Origin of the sequence: Rhodococcus sp. SGAir0479, from assembly GCF_005484805.1 — a bacterium.
GTDB lineage: Bacteria > Actinomycetota > Actinomycetes > Mycobacteriales > Mycobacteriaceae > Prescottella.
On sequence record NZ_CP039432.1, the window covers coordinates 4,549,437 to 4,568,259 of the forward strand.

The following is an 18,823-nucleotide window of genomic DNA, read 5'->3' on the forward strand; positions in this document are numbered from 1 at the left end:
TAGGCTCAGCCGCATGAGTGAAATGACTACCTGGGAGTACGCGACCGTGCCGCTGCTCACGCACGCGACCAAGGCCATCCTGGACCAGTGGGGCGGCGACGGATGGGAACTCGTCACCGTGCTCCCCGGTCCGACCGGCGAGCAGCACGTGGCCTACCTCAAGCGTCCGAAGGGCTGAGGCCGTGGCAGAGACCGCACAGTCCTGGACCGCGCGGCTGGCCGAGCTCGGTGTGGAGTTGCCGCCGGTGGCCGCGCCGGTCGCGGCGTACGTGCCTGCCGTGCGGACCGGGAACCTCGTCCACACGTCCGGTCAGTTGCCGTTCGTCGCCGGCGAGCTGCCGCTCACGGGCAAGGTCGGCGGGGCCGTCTCCGAGGGCGACGCCAAGGATGCCGCCCGCCAGTGCGCGCTGAACGCGCTCGCGGCGGTGGACGCGCTGGTCGGTCTGGATTCGATCGTGCGCATCGTCAAGGTCGTCGGTTTCGTGGCCTCGGCGGAGGGTTTCACCGGGCAGCCCGGCGTGATCAACGGCGCGTCCGAGTTCCTCGGTGAGGTGTTCGGCGACGCCGGCATCCACGCCCGTTCGGCAGTGGGGGTCGCCGAGTTGCCGCTGGGCTCGCCCGTCGAGGTCGAACTGGTCGCCGAGGTGCGCTGAGAAGTACACGCGCCCCCACTACGTCCACGCTGAGCCGCATCCCCGTAAGGGAATGCGGCTCAGTTGTTTTCGGTGTCCCGGGAAGCGGCGTGCTCGACCAGGCGGCGCATGCAGTCCACCGCCAGTTCCGCCGGGCCGTCGGGGCCGGTGGTGGGAGCGTCGGTGGCGGCCCAGGTTTCGACCGCGATGCGCATCGCCGCGTTCGCGGACGCCGCGACCAGGCGGACGGTCAGCGGATCGACGCCGGGGCCCAGCAGGGGTGCGATGGCCTGTACCAGGCCGTCCTCCGAGTCGTGCTGCACGCGCAGCCACACCGCGTGCAGCCCCGGCTCGTCCCGCACGGTCCGCAGCAGCCCCCGCGTCCACTGGAGCATCTCCTCGGTGACGTCCTCCGACGGTGTCAGTGCTCGCCGGGTGGCCCGCTCCAGGACCTCCTCGACCCGCGCGCCGTCCCGCGTCTCCTCGGTGACGTAGGTGATCCAGCTGGTCACCCCACCGGCGAGCAGGGGCGCGACGGCCTCCTCCTTGGTGCGGAAGTAGCGGTAGAACGTGCGTAGCCCGATCCCGGCCGCCGACGCGATCTCCTCGGCGGTGACCGCCGACGCCCCACGCGCGGAGAACATCTCGGCCGCGCGCCGGGAGATCTCGAGTTGCGTCTCCGCCTTCCGTCGTTCGGTCAGTGACGTGACGGGCTGTGCGCCGGGCATGTTCTGGGCTCCTCGCTGGTGTCGGTCCGCAGACTACCGGTCCGGTTCCGAAGAAATGCGTGACACGACGTGCCACTTCGGCTTAGTGTGCCAGGAAGGTCCGGTACCGGACCGCAGACGACCCAGGAGAGATCATGAAGCGATTCGAAGGACGTCGTGTCCTCGTCACCGGCGCCGGATCCGGCATCGGCCAGGCCGTCGTGGCCCGCATCCTCGAGGAGGGCGGCCTCGTCACCGGCGCCGACGTCGTCGAGGCCGGCCTGACGGTGACGCGTGAGCGCGCCGAGGAGGCCGGGGTCGCCGACCGGCTGCGGACCGTCGTCGCCGACATCTCCGACGAGAACTCCGTCCGGGAGAACCTCGGCGGCGCGATCGCCGACCTCGGCGGGCTCGACGTACTGGTCAACGCCGCCGGCATCCTGCGCGCGTCGCACACCCACGAGACCGAGCTCGAGTTCTGGAACAAGGTCGTCGGCACCAACCTCACCGGCACGTTCCTCGTCACCCGCCAGGCGCTGCCCGCGCTGCTCGAGACGGGCAAGGGCGTGGTGGTGAACTTCAGTTCCACCTCGGCGCAGTTCGCGCACCCCTACATGGCGGCCTACGCGGCGTCGAAGGGCGGCATCCAGGCGTTCACCCACGCCGTCGCGCTCGAGTACGCCAAGCAGGGGCTGCGCGCCGTCGCGGTCGCGCCCGGCAGCATCGCGTCCGGCATGACCAGCAACCCCGGCTTCCCCGAGGGTGTCGACGCCAGCCTCATCGGCAAGCTCTACCCGTGGATCGGTGAGGGGTTCGCCGGCCCCGAGACCGTCGCCGGCGTGGTGGCGATGCTGGCGTCCGACGACGGCGCGTTCGTCACCGGCACCGAGATCCGGATCGACGGCGGCACCCACATGTGAGTGCGGTTGCGGCGCACCAGGTGTCGGGTCGTTCGGGCGTCGGGCCGGTGGGGTCGTACAGTGAGGACCGGATTCGGTCCCGGATCCCACCGGCCAGGCCGCCGACCCGTCAGGAAAGGTGCGTCGATGACGCTTCAGCACCCCGCGTACGCCCAGTTGCGCCAGGTCACGCCGATCGCGGCGGTGATCCTGGAGAACAACCCGAGCATGTACTCGCTCGAGGGCACCAACACCTGGATCCTGCGGGTGCCGGGCAGTGACGAGTGCGTCGTCGTCGACCCCGGTGACGACGACCCCGACCATCTCGCGCGCGTCGCCGGTGCCGGCACCGTGGTGCTGACGCTCGTCTCGCACCGGCACCACGACCACACCGGCGGCATCGACCGGTTCTTCGCACTGACCGGCGCCCCGGTGCGTGCCGTGCGTGAGGAGTTCCGGCGCGGGGGCGGCGGCGGACTCGAGCACGACGAGCTGATCGAGGCGGCCGGGCTGACCCTGCGGGTGCTCCGGACTCCCGGTCACACCGCCGACTCGGTGTCGTTCGTGATCGAGGAGGAGGGATCGGTGCTCACCGCCGACACCATCCTCGGCCGCGGCACCACCGTGCTGGACGCGTCGGACGGCAATCTGCGGGACTACCTCGATTCGATGCGGCTGCTCATCGACCTCGGTCCGGGCCGGACGGTCCTGCCCGGACACGGCCCGGACCTGCCCGATCTCGAGGCGGTCGCCAAGTTCTATCTCGCGCACCGCGAGGAGCGGCTCGACCAGGTGCGCGGCGCGCTCGACGCGCTGGGCGCCGACGCCGACGTGCGCGCGGTGGTGGAGCACGTCTACACCGACGTCGACGAGACGCTGTGGCCGGCCGCCGAGCAGTCGGTGCGGGTGCAGCTCGAGTACCTGCGCACCTGACCGAGGGCTAGCGGGAGTACGCGTCGAACCCGCCGTCGACGTAGAGGATCGACCCCGTCACGAAGGACGCGGCGTCGCTCGCCAGGAACAGCGCGGCGGCCGCGATCTCCTCGGGTCTGCCGAAGCGGCCCAACGGGGTTCGGGCGACGATGTCGTTGCGGGCGGTGTCGTCGCTGCGGGTGGCGGCGGTCATGGGGGTCTCGGTGAAGCCCGGCCCCACCGCGTTGACGCGGATGCCGTGTGCCGCGAACTCGATCGACAGTGCCTTGGTCAGCATCCAGGCGCCCGCCTTCGAGACCGAGTAGGCCGATGCGTTGCCACTGGTCCACGCGGCCGAGATGGAGGCGATGTTGACGATGGACCCGCCGTCGCCGGCCGCGATCAGGTGGCGGGCGACCGCGCGATCGCAGTACATGAGGCCGTCGAGGTTGACGTCGAGGACGCGGCGCCAGACGTCGGTCGACCAGTCCAGTCCGGCCGCCGACCCGTCGTGCTCCGCGGGATCGCCGGGCAGGGCCGCCGCACTGATCCCGGCCGCGGCGATCAGTCCGTCGACACCGCCGAGTGTCTCGGCGGCCCGATCGGCCATCTGTTCGCACCGCTCCGCGTCCGTGACGTCCACCGCGAACGCCTCGGCACGCCCGCCGTCGGCGCGGATCGACTCTGCCACGTCTCGTGCGGCGTCCAGGTGACGGTCGGCGACCAGCACGGCCGCCCCGGCACGCGCGGCCTCGACGGCGCACGCGCGTCCGATCCCGCTCGCGCCGCCGGTCACGACCAGTCGCTTGCCGTCCAGGCGAGTGTTCATGTGTGCCGTCCTCTCCGTGGTCCGTGCGGCCGGTCCCAGGTAAGCGGAGGCAGCCGGGAAAGTTGTGATCGTCTCCCGCTCAGAGGGAGAAGGCCGCTGTGCGGCAGGTATGCCGTTTCGGGTATGAGCAGAAGCAGTTTCGGTATTTGTTCGGTATGGATCGGGGCTCGACCATTGATCCATGACTGCAACCCTCGACGGCTGGATCCGTAACTTCGTCGACGGCACCTTCGTCGATCCCGACCTTCGGCGCGGCTTCGACCGGGTCGATCCGGCGACCGGGCGCGTGCTCGCCCAGGTGCACGAGGCCGACCAGGCGCTCGTCGACCGGGCCGTCGCGTCGGCCCGCCGCGCCCTCGCGGACGGCTGGGCCGACACCCCCGTCCGGGAGCGCGCCGCGCTGCTGCGGCGGGCCGCGGACCGGATCGAGGAGCGGTTCGAGGAGTTCGTCGCCGCCGAGATGGCCGACACCGGCAAGCCGATCACGCAGGCGCGGGAACTCGACGTCGCCCGCGCGCTCACCAACTTCCGCACCTTCGCCGACATCGTCTCCGCGGCGGGCCAGGAATCGTTCATGACCGATCTGGCCGGCGGTCGGCAGGCGCTCAACTACGCGGTCCGCAAGCCGCTGGGCGTCGTCGCGGTGATCGTGCCGTGGAACCTGCCGCTGCTGCTGCTCACGTGGAAGGTGGCGCCCGCACTCGCGTGCGGCAACGCGGTGGTCGTCAAGCCCAGCGAGGAGACCCCGGCGACCGCGACCCTGCTCGCCGAGGTGCTCGCCGAGGTGGGGCTGCCCGCCGGTGTGTACAACGTGGTGCACGGCTTCGGCGGAAACTCCGCCGGGGAGTACCTCACGACACATCCCGGCATCGACGGCGTCACCTTCACGGGCTCGTCCGCGACCGGCTCGCACGTGATGAAGACCGTGGCGCCGCGGGTGCGTCCGGTCTCCTTCGAGCTGGGTGGCAAGAACGCCGCGATCGTCTTCGACGACGTCGACCTCGACGAGGCGCTGACCGGACTCACCAAGTCGGTGTTCACCAACACCGGTCAGGTGTGCCTGTGCACCGAGCGGGTGTACGTGCACCGCTCGATCTTCGACGACGTCGCGACCGGCCTGGCCGAACGCGCCGAGCGGCTGCGGCTGGGCGACCCCGCGGACGACGCGACCACCACCGGCCCGCTGATCTCGCAGGGCCACCGCGACAAGGTGCTGAGTTTCTTCCGGATGGCCGAGCAGTCGGGCGCGAAGGTGCTCACCGGTGGCGGGATCCCGGACGTGGGCGAGAAGTTCGCGTTCGGGTCGTGGATCCAGCCGACGCTGTGGACCGGCCTGACCAACCAGGACCCGGTCCTGCGCGAGGAGATCTTCGGCCCCGTCGCCGCGCTGGTGCCGTTCGGCACCGAGGAGGAGGCGGTGGCGCTGGCGAACGACACCAAGTACGGCCTCGCGGCCGCGGTGTGGACCGACGACCTGCGTCGCGGGCACCGCGTGGCCCAGAAGATGAACGTCGGAATCTCCTGGGTCAACACGTGGTTCACCCGCGAGCTGCGATCGCCGTTCGGCGGTGTCGGGCTCTCCGGGATCGGGCGGGAGGGCGGCGAGTCGTCGCTGCACTTCTACACCGAGCCCACCAACGTGTGCGTGGCGTTGTGACCGGACCGAGGATCGACCACGTGGAAAGCGAAGACCGATGACACTGAACAGCAACGAGATCGCGGCGCTGGCCGCGCGGCTGGACGACGCGCAGACCGGCGTCCACGACACCCTCAGCCTGGCCGACGACAACGCCGTCGACATCGACGACGCGTACCGCATCCAGGAGGCGCTCGTCGCGCGCCGCCTCGGCCGCGGGGAACGGATCGTGGGCGTCAAACTCGGATTCACCAGCAAGGCCAAGATGGCGCAGATGGGCGTCTCCGACGTCATCGTGGGCCGGCTCACCGACGCGATGCAGGTCGAGGACGGCGCGGACGTGGACCTGCACCGCCTCATCCATCCCAAGATCGAACCCGAGGTGGCGTACCGGATCGCGTGCGACGTCGACCTGGACGACCCCGACGCCGACATCGTCGCGTGCGTCGACGCCGTCGCCCCGGCCATGGAGATCATCGACTCCCGCTACCGGGACTTCCGGTTCACGTACACCGACGTGGTCGCCGACAACACCTCGGCCGCGGCGTACGTGATCGGGCCGTGGGCCGGGCTCCGGGACGTCGCCGACCTCGAGGTACGGATGACCGTCGGCGAGACCACGGTCACCGGGTCCACCGCCGCCATTTTCGACGACCCAGTCAACGCGCTGCACGCCCTGCTGGACATGTGCCGTCGACGCCGCATCCCGCTGGGGGCCGGGGACGTCGTGCTCGCGGGAGCCGCCACGGCCGCCGCACCGTTGACCGCGGGCGCCGCCCGCTGCGAGATCGCCGGCCTGGGCGCCGTGACCGTGAAGGGAATCGCATGAGCGACAACGCCGCCAAGGTGATCGGCCGTCTGGCCACGCCCCGCGGGCGCTTCCCGCACGTGAAGGTGGCCGGGGACTTCGTGTACGTCTCCGGGACCAGCTCCCGACGCCCGGACAACACCTTCGTCGGTGTCGAGGTGGACGAGATGGGTACGACCAACCTCGACATCAGGGCCCAGACCCGCGCCGTCATCGAGAACATCCGGTCGATCCTGGCCGAGGTCGGCGCCGATCTGCACGATCTCGTGCAGGTCACGTCGTACCTGGTCTCGATGAACGACTTCGGTGGATACAACGAGGTGTACGCCGAGTACTTCGACGAGACCGGGCCGACCCGCACCACTGTTGCGGTGCACCAACTTCCCCACCCACACCTGTTGATCGAGATCCAGGGCGTGGCCTACCTGCCCGCCCACCGACGCACCGACGTCATCGACCCGGAGGACCGCTCATGACCGTCATCCCGCCCGTCATCGACTTCCAGAAGTGGATCGCCGAGAACCGGCACCTGCTCGCCCCGCCGGTGAACAACCAGACGATGGCGCTCGGAGACGACTTCATCGTCCAGGTCGTCGGTGGCCCCAACGAGCGGACCGACTACCACCTCGACCCGTACGAGGAGTGGTTCTACCAGCTCGAGGGCGACATCCACGTCGACGTGATGACCGAGGACGGACCGCAGCGCGTGCACATCCGCGAGGGCGAGACCTGGCTGCTCCCCGGGAATCTGCCGCACTCGCCGCAGCGCCCGACCGCCGGCTCGATCGGTTTGGTCATCGAGCGGGTGCGCCGCGAGGGGACGCTCGAGAAGTTCCAGTGGTACTGCCTCGAATGCAACCACCTCATCCACGAGATCGAGCTCCAGGTGCGTGACATCGTCGCGGATCTGCCGCCGGTGTTCGTGCAGTTCTACGAGGACGAGCAGGCGCGCACGTGCCGCGAGTGCGGCGCCCTCCACCCCGGGAAGGGCTGACGTGAGCATCATCGACGTCCACACCCACTACGTCCCGAAGGGCTGGCCGGACCTCACCGCCGACGCCGGGCCCGACGCGCCGTGGCTCCGGGTGGAGAGCGAGGCGGAGGCCGTCATCATGATGGGCTCCAAGGAATTCCGTCGAATCCAGGCGGACGCGTGGGACGCGGAGACGCGACTGCGGGACATGGACGCCGACGGCGTCCGGACCCAGGTGGTGTCCCCGACGCCCGCCTTCTTCAACTACGGCCGCACCGGTGCGCAGGCCGAGCGCATCTCGCGCATCTTCAACGATCTCGCACTCGACATCGTCGCGCCGGCGTCCGACCGCCTGATCCCGTTCTGCCAGGTTCCGTTGCAGGACGCCGACGCCGCCTGCCGTGAGGTGGAGCGCTGCGTGGCCAACGGGCACCGCGGCGTCGAGATCGGCAACCACGTCGGCGACCGCGACCTCGACAGCGAAGGGGTCGTCACCTTCCTGCAGCACTGCGCGTCTCTGGACATCCCGGTGTTCGTCCATCCCTGGGACATGGACTCGTCGCCACGGTTGAACCGCTGGATGGCGCAGTGGCTCACGGCGATGCCGGCCGAGACCCACCTGTCGATCCTGGCGCTGATCCTCGGTGGCGTGTTCGACCGGATCGACGAACGTCTGAAGATCGGATTCGCGCACGGCGGTGGATCTTTCGCGTTCTGGCTGGGGCGGATGGAGAACGCCTGGCACCGGCGCCACGACATCATCGGGACGTCCGAGATGCCGCCGTCGCACTACCTGGGCCGCTTCTACGTGGATTCGGTGGTGTTCGACGATCGCGCGCTGCGTCTGCTGGTGGACACCGTGGGCGCCGAGCGGGTGATGGTGGGCAGCGACTACCCGTATCCGCTGGGCGAACGCCCGGTCGGGGAGGTGGTGCGCAAGAGCGAGTTCCTCGACGAGAGCACCCGCGACCTGATCCAGCGCGGTAACGCTATGCGGTTCCTGGGGCTGTCGGACGCCTGAGCCATACCCGAAATGAGATAGCCGGCGGCCGATTCGGCATTTGTGAGCCAGATCTCACGCGTGCACAATCTTTCGATACGGGGCCGAAGAGGCCGCCGGAATATCAAGGCGAAGAACAGAACTCACCCCGATTCTCGTCCGCCGTCCCGACACCGATAGGCACCTGTGATGACCGACAGCACGACACGAGGCGAGGCCGCTCCCGCGGCACGTAGCCGCGTCGCCCTGGCCACCCTGGCCGGCACCACACTCGAGTGGTACGACTTCTTCCTCTACGGCACCGCCGCCGCGCTCATCTTCAACAAGCAGTTCTTCCCGGGCCTGAGCCCGGCGGCGGGCACCCTGGCGGCCTTCAGTACCTTCGCGGTGGGGTTCATCGCCCGGCCGCTCGGCGGGCTGGTGTTCGGGCACTTCGGCGACCGCATCGGCCGCAAGGCCACGCTCGTGGTCTCGCTCGTGATGATGGGCGTGGGATCGACCCTCATCGGCCTCATCCCCAACTACGACGCCATCGGTGTGTGGGCGCCCATTCTGCTGGTGGCGATGCGCATCGTGCAGGGAATCGGCCTCGGCGGCGAGGGCGCGGGAGCCACGCTGATGTCGATGGAACACGCGCCCGCCGGCAAGAAGAACCTCTATGCCGGCTTCCCTCAGATGGGCACTCCCGCCGGTCTCGTGCTCGCCAACGGCATCTTCCTGACGGCCGGCTCGCTCATGTCGGAGAGCTCGTTCACGTCGTGGGGCTGGCGAATCCCGTTCCTGCTCAGCATCGTTCTCGTCGCCATCGGCCTGGTGATCCGGCTGCGGGTGACCGAGTCGCCGTCGTTCGCCGGCGTGGTCGCCGACAACGGAGTCTCGCGTTTTCCGCTCCGGGACGCGCTGCGGGTGGGGTTCCCTCGCCTGGCGCTCACCCTGCTGGCGGTTCTGGCCAACTCGGCGGTCGCCTACGCGTTCATGGTCTTCTCGCTCTCGTACGGAACCCAGCACCTCGGCTTCGAGAAGCAGTTCCTGGTGCTCAGTGTGACCGCCGCGGCGGTCCTGTGGTTCGCCTCCATCCCGATCTGGACCCGGGTCGCCGACAGGCACGGTCGCCGCACGATGTTCATCGCCGGGTCGGCCGCGATCCTCGTGTGGTGCGTGGTCTTCTTCCCGCTGTTGAACACGGGCAACGGCGTGGTGGCCGTCGTCGCGTTCCTGGGGATGGGGCTCATCGTGCCGGTGACGCACTGCGTGCAGGGCAGCATCATCGCCGACACGTTCCCGGTGGAGGTCCGGTACTCGGGGTCGTCGCTGATCCTGCAGACGGGAGCGATTCTCGGCGGCGGTCTGGCCCCGATGATCGCGACCGCGCTGCTCAACGCGACAGGTTCGTCGACCGGCGTCACGTGGTATCTCGTCGGCATGTGTGCACTGAGTCTGTTCGGCGCCGTCGCGCTGTTCCGGGTGGTGCCGGACTCGTCGCGGGGCGAGATGCACGACAGGGCGCCCGTCGCCACCGGGGCCTGAAGCCCGTCGGGGGAATTCGGAGCCGTCGTCCGCGTCAGCGGGGGGCGGCTCCGAGTCGTGTGCGGACCTCGTGTCGATCAGGTTCGGGAGGTGGCGATCTCGGATGCGAAGTCCGACAGGAAGTCGACCAACGCCGACGCCGCCGGGCTCAGTGTACGACCGGCCGAGAGCGTGACGCCGACGCTGTGCCCGATCGGATCGAGCCGCACCGGCAGCGTCGTCAGCCGTGCGTCGTCCCGGGCGATGAGGCTCGGCAGGGCCGCGACCATGTCGGTCTCGAGCAGGAGTTGGCGCACCGTCAGGAACGACGTCGCCTCCACCCGGTTCTCGGGCAGCGCGAGGCTGTGCCGGGCGAAGAACTCTTCGAGCTCGCGCCGCAGCGCGGTCTCCACTCCCGGCAGGATCCACGGGAAGTCCGTGAGGTCGTCCAGACGGATCTCGGCCCGGTCCGCCAGCGGGTGTTCACGTCGGGTCACCAGTTCGACCGACTCCGCGTAGAGGGTGCGGCGGACCGCGGACTCGTCGGTGGGGGAGGTCAGTCGGCCGACGACGAGATCGATTCGGCCGGACTGCAGTTCGGTCATCAGCATCTCGGGCGTACCTTCGCGTACCACGACGGTGAGCAGCGGCCGTTCGTTCTTCAATCGGGCGATCGCGCCCGGCAACAGGACGTTGGAGCCCGCCAGATGGGTGCCCACGACCACGGTTCCCCGGTCGGCGTCGGCCAGCTCCACGACGTGTCGGCCGGCCTGGGTCAGCTGCGCGATGACCGCCCGGGCGTGGGTGGTGAACGCGTCACCGAAGACCGTGGGCGTGATCCCGCGCGGACCCCGGTCGTACAGCGACACCCCGAGAATGGATTCGAGCTCGTGCAGACTGCGGGTGGCGACCGGCTGCGTCACGTGCAGCGCGGCGGCCGCGGCGACCACACTGCCCTGGCTGGTGAGAGCGTCGACGAGCAGCAGGTGGCGGAGCTTGAGGCGCCCGTCCAGCAGTTTGGGCATGTCCATGGGGGGATCCTACCGACGTACCGAATGCGCGTATACCGTCAGCGAATTGGTGGTTGCACGGCGCAACCATGCTGCGGCCGACCAGGTTTCGGCTGGACCGCCGAGTGGTGGACGGCGCCCGTCCACCGGCTCACGTCAGATCGGCGAAGAGACCGAGCAGGGCTGCGCCGAGCGCGGAATCCGGGTCGGCCAGGTCGAGGAAGACGTCGTAGTGATTGCGGTCCGGCACGACGATCAACTCGCTGGGCGCCCGACGACTCCAGGCGTCGTGGAATCTGCGGCTCTGGGCGAGGAAGCCGACGCCGTCGTGCTCGGCCACCGCCACCACGGCGCGCGGTCCGCCGTCGCCGACGCACAGCAGCGGGCTCAGTGCGCTCGCGCGCGCGTCGTCGAGGTGGAGCCACTCGTTGGCGAACGAGCGTACGAGCGGGCGGATGTCGAACAGGCCGCTGATCGGCATGGCCGCGCGGACGACGTCGTCGGGCAGCCCGAACCCGGCCTGCCACCCGGACGTCATGGTGGCGGCGGTCAGGTGCCCACCGGCCGAACTGCCGCCCACGATGATCCGGTTCCGGTCCAGCCCGTGCTCGGCGCCGTGGTGATACACCCAGGCGACCGCCGCGCGGACCTGGCGGACGATCTCCTCGAGCGGGGTGTGGGGTGCCAGGCCGTAGTCGACCGCGACCGTGGCGACACCGGCGTCGTCGAGCATGCGGGCCATGAAGGCCGTGTGGTGTCGCGAGAGCGCGCGCCAGTACCCGCCGTGGATCGCGACGAACGCCGGACGCAACGCCCGCCCCGTGCCCCAGACGTCGAGGCGCTCGGCGCTGTCGGGGTCGAACCGCACCTCGGCGAATCCGTCGAGGCCGTCGACCGCCTCCCGAGAGCGACGCCGGTACTCGTCGATGGTGGCGTCGAACAGTTCGGGCGAGACGGTGTTGCGGACGTTGTAGTCCACGTCGATCTGCGGGTCGGTCACGGTCCCATCCTCTGGCGCGGACCGAATGCCTGTCGAATGCGAAATTCGGCCCGAGATATACCGGTTCTGCTATTCCTGTCGGGTGCCGAGCACGCGGCGCCCGGGCACGAGACGCAGCGAAGCCGCCCACCCCTGTGGGATGGACGGCTTCGGACGGTCTGCTGGGTCGCCGACCCGGCCGGGGTCAGCGGGCGCGGCGCGCCAGCCGCTCCGAGTCGGAGATCAGCACGCTCTTGCCCTCGAGGCGCAGCCAGCCGCGGTGCGCGAAGTCGGCCAGGGCCTTGTTGACGGTCTCACGCGACGCGCCGACGAGCTGCGCGATCTCCTCCTGCGTGAGGTCGTGCGTCACGCGCAGCGAGCCGGCCTCCTGGGTGCCGAAACGCTGCGCGAGCTGCAGCAGCGCCTTCGCGACGCGACCCGGGACGTCCGTGAAGATCAGGTCGGCCAGGTTGTTGTTGGTGCGGCGCAGGCGACGCGCGAGGACGCGCAGGAGCTGCTCCGCGATCTCCGGGCGCTGGTCGATCCACGACTTGAGAGCGTCGCGGTCCATGCTCACGGCGCGCACCTCGGTGACCGTGGTGGCGGTCGACGTGCGGGGGCCGGGATCGAAGATGGAGAGCTCGCCGAACATGTCCGACGGGCCCATGATCGTCAGCAGGTTCTCGCGACCGTCGGGCGAGCGGCGGCCGAGCTTCACCTTGCCGGAGACGATGATGTACAGGCGGTCGCCGGGCTCACCCTCGTTGAAGATGACGTGCCCGCGGGGGAAATCGACGGGCTGAAGCTGCTTGACCAGCGCAGCCACCGCCGAGGGCTCGACTCCTTGGAAGATGCCGGCTCTGGCCAGGACCTCGTCCACGTGCGCTCCTTTAAAAACTGATTCATCGATGCAAGTTGCTGCACGGCGACTCGGGTCACATGCAACTAGTACGAGAACAAAGTCTACTTGCCGCGGCTGTGTGACGAGTCACGGACACCGCGTAGAGTTTCACGTCTTCGAAAATCGGGGGTGCCGACCGCCGGCCCGGCGCGGCCTCCCGCACCGCTTCGTGGACGACCGGGGCGGCGTCATTCCTCCGGGGCATCCGACGTGGTGGCGGTGTCCCGCAGTTGGCGTCCCACCATCTCGCGCCGTTCCACCTCCCGGCGCCCGTAGGTGGCCCGCAGGATCTCGGTCTTGTCGGCGGCCGACGATCCGACGGCGCCCGCCACGATGCCCAGGGAGGCGGCCAACCACGCCAGCCGGATGTACGTGGCCGCGGAGACCGTGCTCTCGAGCTGCGCCGCCAGATAGTTCTCGGGCACCACCACGAACGCGGTCACCAGCACGGCGACCAGGAGCAGCGCGTACATGCACAACACGCCGGCGACCACGGTCCCCACCGTCGCGGAGTTGTAGAGCACCCGGTCCGAGCGGGCGCTGCGGAACACCCGACGCTCCCAGAGACCGTTGGGGAGGATGAGCCACAGACTCATCGCGACCGTGGCGGCGAGGGAGACGAGCACCAGCCGGAAGACGCTCATCGCGACGGCCATCTGCCAGATGCTGGCGTAGAAGATGCCGAACGCGGACGCGGCGCTGGCGGCGCCGAACGCCCCCGAGAGGGTCGGCACGAGCCGCCACGGCCGGTTCCCGCGGATCATGCCGGCGAGGAGCCGGGGACGGGCGAACGGGGCCACGTAGAGCAAGCGGCGCCGGGCACCGCTGTCGTCGGCGGCCCACACCAGACGGCGCTGCGGCGGGGTCCGGCCGTGCTCGCTCTCACCGAGCAGTTCGACCAGGGTGTGCTCGACGATCTCCTGCGCGCGGCGGCCGGCGCGGAGGACACCGAGGGCGGGGGTGTAGAAGACGGCGACGTCGGAACCGACGATCTCGGCGACCAGCACCCGCCCCTTCTCCGAGCGGGGCATCTCCGAGAACACCAGCACGATGTCGAAGCGACCGTCGACGGCCGCGGCGGTGTACCAGTCGTCGACCGCGGGCAACCCGTCCGGTCCGGGCGGCAGCGGCAGCGCGATGTCCTCGACGGCGACGTCGTCGGGATCGCAGCCCGCCACGTCGGCGACCCACGCCGGAATGCGGCGCGAGACCGCTTCCGCGAGTCGTGAGGAAAAGCCCGAGTCAGTGGCGACGCCGACAATCAACGCGGCGACTCCGGCGCAGGGAGGGGGTGATCGGTGTGACGCATATCAGCTGGCGCGGCGCGCGCTCCCGGTGTCGGGGGCGACGATGCCCGGGTCGGCGCGGACGCCACGCTTGCGACGACGGTGGAACCGGGCGAGCGCGTGCGGGAATCCCTCCGACGCGAGCGTCGCCACCTCGTCCTGGCTGGCCTGGTCGAGGAACTCCTCGACCTCCTGCTCCCGGACCGTCAGTCGGCGCAGCCGGAACTCGACGCGCTCCATGGCCAGTGCGAACAGCATGAGGAGCGCTGGAAACAGCACGACAGCCAGACCTTGCATAGAGCGAAGTAAACACTGCGAAGGTCTCAGAATCGACACGGCCCGGAATCCGACCGGCACGCCTGTCCGTAGAGTTGTCGGGGTGCAGGCGACCTCAGCAGACGACCGCAATCCGGGCGCGGCGAACCCCGCCACGGGCGAGTCCCGGCTCGCGCTCGTGCGGCGGGCGCGCCGGATGAACCGCCGGTTGAAGGAGGCGTTTCCGCACGTCTACTGCGAGCTCGACTTCACCACGCCGCTCGAGCTGACGGTCGCGACGATCCTGTCGGCGCAGTGCACGGATGTCCGCGTCAACCAGGTGACTCCCGCGCTGTTCGCGCGTTATCGCGACGCCCGCGACTACGCCGAGGCGGACCGGACGGAGCTCGAGGAGTACATCCGCACCACCGGGTTCTATCGCAACAAGGCGAACTCGCTCATCGGTCTGGGCCAGGCGCTCCTCGAGCGTTACGACGGTGAAGTTCCGGACAAGCTGAAGGACCTCGTGACACTTCCCGGTATCGGTCGCAAGACTGCGAACGTCGTCCTCGGAAACGCGTTCGGCGTGCCGGGAATCACAGTGGACACGCACTTCGGTCGCCTCGTCCGGCGGTGGCAGTGGACCGAGGAGACGGACCCGGTCAAGGTCGAGCACGCGGTCGGAGCGCTCATCGAGCGCAAGGAGTGGACCGACCTGTCCCACCGCGTGATCTTCCACGGCCGCCGGGTGTGCCATGCGCGCAAGCCGGCGTGCGGGGTCTGTGTGCTCGCGAAGGACTGCCCGTCGTACGGCACCGGCCCGACCGACAAGGTGGCGGCGGCCAAGCTGGTGAAGGGCCCGGAGACCGAGCATCTTCTCGAGTTGGCGGGTATGTGAGAGGTATGCGTGTTTCGAGTGCGGCGCGATGGAGCCTGGTCGCGTTCGTCGTGGTGGTGGCGCTGATCGTGGCCATCTGGCCACGGGACAAGGGCGACGACGACGCCGAGGTGGCCGATTACCCGGGCGCGGGGCGGTCTACGTCGCAGCAGGAGCGGCGCGGCGACGACACCCCCGAGGCGCTGGCGGCGCTGCGCACCGACGCCGCACTCGCGGCCTGCCCCGCGCCTGCGGCGCCGGTCCCGGACGGTGCGGTCCTGAAGGGCATCACGCTCGAGTGCATCGGCGACGGCAGCCGCGTCGACCTGGCCGCGGCGCTGGCGGGCAAGCCCGTGCTGCTCAACATCTGGGCCTATTGGTGCGGGCCGTGCCGCGAGGAACTGCCGTATCTGCAGCAGTACGCGGCTCAGGCGGGTGACGCGGTTACCGTTCTGACGGTGCACACCGATTCCAACGAGGCCAACGGGCTCGCGCGCCTGGCGGAGTACGACGTCCACCTGCCGGGCGTGCAGGACGGGTCCGCGCGCGTCCAGGCCGCGGTCGGCTCCCCGGCCGTGCTGCCGGTGTCGGTGCTGATCCGCCCGGACGGCACGGTCGCCAAGGTCCTGCCGCAGCAGTTCCGCAGCGTCGACGAGATCGCCGACGCCGTTCAGCAGTACCTCGGCGTCGCCGCATGAGCCGTCACCAGCAGCGCGCGCTGAATCCCGACGCCGCACCCGAGTGGTTGCGGGCGGTCACGACCGTTCCGCCGGCCGACCCCGATCGCGTCAATCCAGTGCTCGAGCGCCGGTCCCCGAAGGGGGCGAAGGTGCGCGCGGCCGCGGTTCTGGTGCTGTTCGGCGGGTCGGCGCGGCCCGACCCGTTGGCGATCGGCGGCCTGCCCGCGGACGCCGACGTGCTGCTGACGCAGCGGGCGTCGACGATGCGGCAGCACAGTGGTCAGGTCGCGTTTCCCGGTGGCGCCGCCGATCCCGAGGACGACGGTCCGGTCGACACCGCTCTCCGCGAGGCCGAGGAGGAGACCGGGCTGGTCCGGGCCGGCGTCCAGCCGCTCGCGACGCTGCCCGAGATCTTCATTCCGCCGTCGGGGTTCGACGTCACTCCGGTGCTGGCGTACTGGCGCGACCCCAGCCCCGTCCGGGTCGTCGACGTCGCGGAGGCCGAACGGGTCGTGCGGGTGTCGCTGCACGATCTGATCGACCCCGACAACCGGTTCCAGGTGCGGCACCGTGCCGGATATCAGGGGCCGGCGTTCGAGGTGGACGGGATGCTCGTGTGGGGGTTCACCGCCGGGGTGCTCGCGGGGCTGCTCGCGGTGTCCGGCTGGGAACTTCCCTGGGACCACCACGACGTACGCGACCTCGACGTGACACTCACGCGGGTCGCGACCGGTGTGGACGACAAGGACGGCGCCGGAGAATTCGGCCACCACCCGACCGGAAGGATGGGGGAGCGTTGAGCGGATCCGGATGGATCGACCTGGCGATCGTCCTCGTTGCGTTGCTGGCCGCGTCGTCGGGCTGGCGGCAGGGGGCGGTGGCGTCCGCGCTGGCGTTCCTGGGCGTCGTGCTCGGCGCGGTCGCCGGCATCCTGATCGCCCCGCACGTGCTTGTCCACGTCGAAGAGGGCCGCACGCGGGTACTCGCCGGCATCGCGCTGATCGTGGTGCTGGTGGTGATCGGTGAAGTCGCCGGCATGGTGCTGGGCCGGGCCGCGCGCAGCGGCATGCACAGCCCGGTGGCGCGTGGTGTCGACAGTTTCGTCGGCGCCGGCCTGCAACTCGTCGCGGTGCTGGTCGCCGCGTGGCTGCTCGCCATCCCGCTGACCACCTCCACGCAGGCCGACGTCGCGACCGCGGTCCGCGGGTCCAAGGTGCTCAGCACCGTCGACGACGTGGCGCCCGACTGGCTGCGGGAGGTGCCGAGCGAATTCTCGGCACTCCTCGACACCTCCGGGCTGCCGGACGTCATCGGTCCGTTCGGCCGCACACCCATCACCAGCGTGGATCCGCCGGATGCGAGCGTCCTCGCCAGCCCGGTCGCCCAGCAGGTGCAGTCGAGCGTGCTGCGGATCCGGGGCGCCGCCCCGAGCTGCCAGAAAGCCCTCGAGGGGTCCGGATTCGTCGTCGGGCCCGAGCGGGTGATGACGAACGCGCACGTCGTCGCCGGTACGTCCTCGGTCACCGTCGACACCGCCAACGGGCCGCTCGACGCCCGAGTCGTGGTGTTCGATCCCGCCGTCGACGTCGCCGTGCTGGACGTGCCCGGGCTCACCGCCAGGACGCTGGCCTTCGCGCCGGAACAGGCCCGCACCGGAGACAACGCGATCGTCCTCGGATATCCGGGCGGCGGACCGTACACGGCCAGCGCCGCCCGCATCCGCGAGGTCCTCGACCTCCGCGGCCCGGACATCTACCGGTCGGGGACGGTCGAGCGCGAGGTGTACACGGTCCGGGGGTCGATCCGGCAGGGCAACTCCGGGGGCCCGCTGGTGGACGATCAGGGCCGCGTGCTCGGTGTCGTGTTCGGCGCCGCCGTGGACGACAGCGACACCGGCTTCGTGCTCACCGCCGACGAGGTGTCCAAGCAGCTTCAGCAGGCCGACGGATCGACCGCCGCGGTCGGTACCGGGGTGTGCATCGTCTGACCTGCGGGTCAGCGGGAGGCGAGCGCGAAGCGGGTGAGCTCGGCCGTGACCTCGTCGGGCGCCTCCTGGTGAGCGAAGTGTCCGGCCCCGGCGACGCGGTGCAGCTGTCGTCCCGGCGCGTACTCCGCCGAGCGTTCGATGGTGCCGGCGAGCACGTAGGGGTCGAGATCGCCGTGCACCTGCAGCACGGGGATCTGCAGCCGGGCGTCCATCGCGGTCATGAAGCGGCGCCCGTCGGGCCGGAACTGGCTGCGGAACGCCCACCGCTGGTACTCGAGCGCGGAGTGCGCCACGCCGGGAATCTGGATCGCCGACCGGAGCCGCCCGACGACCTCGGCGAACTCGGCGGACTTCGGCCAGGCCGGCCCGGACCGGGCACGCAACAGCCGCTCGACCTCGGCACCGCCGTCGCGGACCAGCCGGCGCTCGGGACGCCACGGCACCTGGTAATCGAGGAACGTCGGCAGCAGCGCCCGCCGCTGGCGGCGATCGCGCAGCACCGCCCGTTTGAGCGTGATGGGGTGCGGGGAGCTGATCAGGCCGATCGACGTCACGAGCCGCGGGTGCAGCAACGCGGTCGCCCAGCAGACGAGCCCGCCGTCGGCGTGCCCGATCAGCGTGGCGTCCGAATGTCCCATCGCCCGGATCAGGCCGGCGATGTCGCCCGCGAGGGTCCAGCCGTCGTAGCCGCGGGGCGGGGTGTCGGTGTCGCCGTACCCGCGCAGATCCACGGCGACGGTGCGGAAGCCTGCGTCCGCGAACGCGGGCAGCTGGTGGCGCCACGTCCACCAGAAGTCCGCGAAGCCATGCAGCAGCACCACGAGCGGGGCGTCGGGCCGCGACGGTCCGGTCTCCGCGACATGGATCCGGATGCCGTTCGCGTGGATGTCACGATGCGTCCACGGTCCGTCGAAACGGACCGTGGACGGGTCGGGTCTGGTCACTG

22 protein-coding genes are annotated in these 18,823 nt (G+C 70.3%); 14 read left to right on the top strand and 8 right to left on the bottom strand.

Translation table 11 applies throughout. The features are described 5' to 3' along the window. The first annotated feature begins 13 nt into the window (after positions 1-13). Together E7742_RS21045 and E7742_RS21050 are read left to right on the top strand one after the other, a co-directional pair. Entirely contained in the window at positions 14-178 is a 165-nt protein-coding gene (locus E7742_RS21045) for a DUF4177 domain-containing protein (RefSeq protein WP_127948305.1), read from the top strand. Positions 179-182: 4 nt separating this feature from the next. Next, positions 183-653: a RidA family protein gene (locus tag E7742_RS21050; protein ID WP_137800717.1), complete on the top strand. Its 471-nt coding sequence runs from the start codon at positions 183-185 to the stop codon at positions 651-653. Between the two features lie 59 nt (positions 654-712). On the opposite strand, the gene E7742_RS21055 is transcribed toward E7742_RS21050, so the two are convergent. After that, on the bottom strand, positions 713-1,360 hold the full coding sequence (locus tag E7742_RS21055) for a TetR family transcriptional regulator (RefSeq protein WP_137800718.1): 648 nt from the start codon (positions 1,358-1,360) through the stop codon (positions 713-715). A 134-nt stretch (positions 1,361-1,494) separates the two neighbouring features. Here E7742_RS21055 and E7742_RS21060 point away from each other — a divergent pair, with 134 nt between their 5' ends. Together E7742_RS21060 and E7742_RS21065 are read left to right on the top strand one after the other, a co-directional pair. Continuing rightward, on the top strand, positions 1,495-2,259 hold the full coding sequence (locus tag E7742_RS21060; protein ID WP_137800719.1) for an SDR family NAD(P)-dependent oxidoreductase: 765 nt from the start codon (positions 1,495-1,497) through the stop codon (positions 2,257-2,259). Between the two features lie 126 nt (positions 2,260-2,385). Then, positions 2,386-3,171, top strand: a complete 786-nt coding sequence (locus E7742_RS21065) for an MBL fold metallo-hydrolase (protein ID WP_137800720.1) — start codon at positions 2,386-2,388, stop codon at positions 3,169-3,171. A gap of 7 nt (positions 3,172-3,178) precedes the next feature. Here the strand turns inward: E7742_RS21065 and E7742_RS21070 are convergent, their stop codons facing one another. After that, positions 3,179-3,979, bottom strand: a complete 801-nt coding sequence (locus tag E7742_RS21070; protein ID WP_175420546.1) for an SDR family NAD(P)-dependent oxidoreductase — start codon at positions 3,977-3,979, stop codon at positions 3,179-3,181. Between the two features lie 181 nt (positions 3,980-4,160). On the opposite strand from E7742_RS21070, the gene E7742_RS21075 reads away from it, so the two are divergent. The 6 genes from E7742_RS21075 to E7742_RS21100 all read left to right on the top strand — a co-directional run bounded on the left by E7742_RS21075 (position 4,161) and on the right by E7742_RS21100 (position 9,923). Further along, complete coding sequence (locus E7742_RS21075; RefSeq protein ID WP_137800722.1) at positions 4,161-5,636, top strand: 2-hydroxymuconic semialdehyde dehydrogenase; 1,476 nt, start codon at positions 4,161-4,163, stop codon at positions 5,634-5,636. A 37-nt stretch (positions 5,637-5,673) separates the two neighbouring features. Continuing rightward, positions 5,674-6,444: a 2-keto-4-pentenoate hydratase gene (locus E7742_RS21080; RefSeq protein ID WP_137800723.1), complete on the top strand. Its 771-nt coding sequence runs from the start codon at positions 5,674-5,676 to the stop codon at positions 6,442-6,444. After that, on the top strand, positions 6,441-6,899 hold the full coding sequence (locus E7742_RS21085; protein WP_137800724.1) for a RidA family protein: 459 nt from the start codon (positions 6,441-6,443) through the stop codon (positions 6,897-6,899). Before E7742_RS21080 ends, E7742_RS21085 begins: the two co-directional genes overlap by 4 nt. Beyond that, positions 6,896-7,417: a 3-hydroxyanthranilate 3,4-dioxygenase gene (locus tag E7742_RS21090; RefSeq protein WP_137800725.1), complete on the top strand. Its 522-nt coding sequence runs from the start codon at positions 6,896-6,898 to the stop codon at positions 7,415-7,417. The genes E7742_RS21085 and E7742_RS21090 overlap by 4 nt, the downstream gene beginning before the upstream one ends. A 1-nt stretch (position 7,418) precedes the next feature. After that, positions 7,419-8,417 (top strand): amidohydrolase family protein, encoded by a 999-nt coding sequence (locus E7742_RS21095; protein ID WP_217497514.1) that lies wholly within the window; start codon positions 7,419-7,421, stop codon positions 8,415-8,417. A 168-nt stretch (positions 8,418-8,585) separates the two neighbouring features. Beyond that, positions 8,586-9,923 carry an MFS transporter gene (locus E7742_RS21100; RefSeq protein ID WP_137800726.1) on the top strand — a complete coding sequence of 446 codons (1,338 nt, stop codon included), beginning with the start codon at positions 8,586-8,588 and terminating at the stop codon, positions 9,921-9,923. Positions 9,924-10,000: 77 nt separating this feature from the next. On the opposite strand, the gene E7742_RS21105 is transcribed toward E7742_RS21100, so the two are convergent. The 5 genes from E7742_RS21105 to E7742_RS21125 all read right to left on the bottom strand — a co-directional run bounded on the left by E7742_RS21105 (position 10,001) and on the right by E7742_RS21125 (position 14,375). Then, positions 10,001-10,933 carry a LysR substrate-binding domain-containing protein gene (locus E7742_RS21105; RefSeq protein WP_137800727.1) on the bottom strand — a complete coding sequence of 311 codons (933 nt, stop codon included), beginning with the start codon at positions 10,931-10,933 and terminating at the stop codon, positions 10,001-10,003. A gap of 130 nt (positions 10,934-11,063) precedes the next feature. Continuing rightward, complete coding sequence (locus tag E7742_RS21110; protein ID WP_137800728.1) at positions 11,064-11,912, bottom strand: alpha/beta hydrolase; 849 nt, start codon at positions 11,910-11,912, stop codon at positions 11,064-11,066. A 184-nt stretch (positions 11,913-12,096) separates the two neighbouring features. Next, positions 12,097-12,771 carry a Crp/Fnr family transcriptional regulator gene (locus E7742_RS21115; RefSeq protein ID WP_005515884.1) on the bottom strand — a complete coding sequence of 225 codons (675 nt, stop codon included), beginning with the start codon at positions 12,769-12,771 and terminating at the stop codon, positions 12,097-12,099. Positions 12,772-12,980: 209 nt separating this feature from the next. Then, a complete protein-coding gene (locus E7742_RS21120; protein ID WP_137800729.1) occupies positions 12,981-14,057 on the bottom strand; it encodes a hypothetical protein in 1,077 nt (358 codons plus the stop codon). 45 nt (positions 14,058-14,102) lie between these two features. Beyond that, the gene (locus tag E7742_RS21125) at positions 14,103-14,375 is read right to left on the bottom strand and encodes a hypothetical protein (protein WP_137800730.1); all 273 of its coding nucleotides are present in this window, start codon (positions 14,373-14,375) and stop codon (positions 14,103-14,105) included. Positions 14,376-14,550: 175 nt separating this feature from the next. Here E7742_RS21125 and nth point away from each other — a divergent pair, with 175 nt between their 5' ends. Genes nth through marP form a run of 4 tightly spaced genes read left to right on the top strand, consistent with a single transcriptional unit; the run spans position 14,551 to position 17,877 of the window. Further along, positions 14,551-15,231 (top strand): endonuclease III, encoded by a 681-nt coding sequence (nth, locus tag E7742_RS21130; RefSeq protein ID WP_137801338.1) that lies wholly within the window; start codon positions 14,551-14,553, stop codon positions 15,229-15,231. A gap of 5 nt (positions 15,232-15,236) precedes the next feature. Next, positions 15,237-15,908, top strand: a complete 672-nt coding sequence (locus E7742_RS21135; RefSeq protein ID WP_137800731.1) for a TlpA family protein disulfide reductase — start codon at positions 15,237-15,239, stop codon at positions 15,906-15,908. Next, positions 15,905-16,690: an NUDIX hydrolase gene (locus tag E7742_RS21140; protein ID WP_137800732.1), complete on the top strand. Its 786-nt coding sequence runs from the start codon at positions 15,905-15,907 to the stop codon at positions 16,688-16,690. The genes E7742_RS21135 and E7742_RS21140 overlap by 4 nt, the downstream gene beginning before the upstream one ends. After that, entirely contained in the window at positions 16,687-17,877 is a 1,191-nt protein-coding gene (gene marP, locus E7742_RS21145) for an acid resistance serine protease MarP (protein WP_137800733.1), read from the top strand. Before E7742_RS21140 ends, marP begins: the two co-directional genes overlap by 4 nt. An 8-nt stretch (positions 17,878-17,885) precedes the next feature. Here the strand turns inward: marP and E7742_RS21150 are convergent, their stop codons facing one another. Beyond that, on the bottom strand, positions 17,886-18,821 hold the full coding sequence (locus tag E7742_RS21150; RefSeq protein WP_137800734.1) for an alpha/beta fold hydrolase: 936 nt from the start codon (positions 18,819-18,821) through the stop codon (positions 17,886-17,888). Positions 18,822-18,823 lie beyond the last annotated feature (2 nt).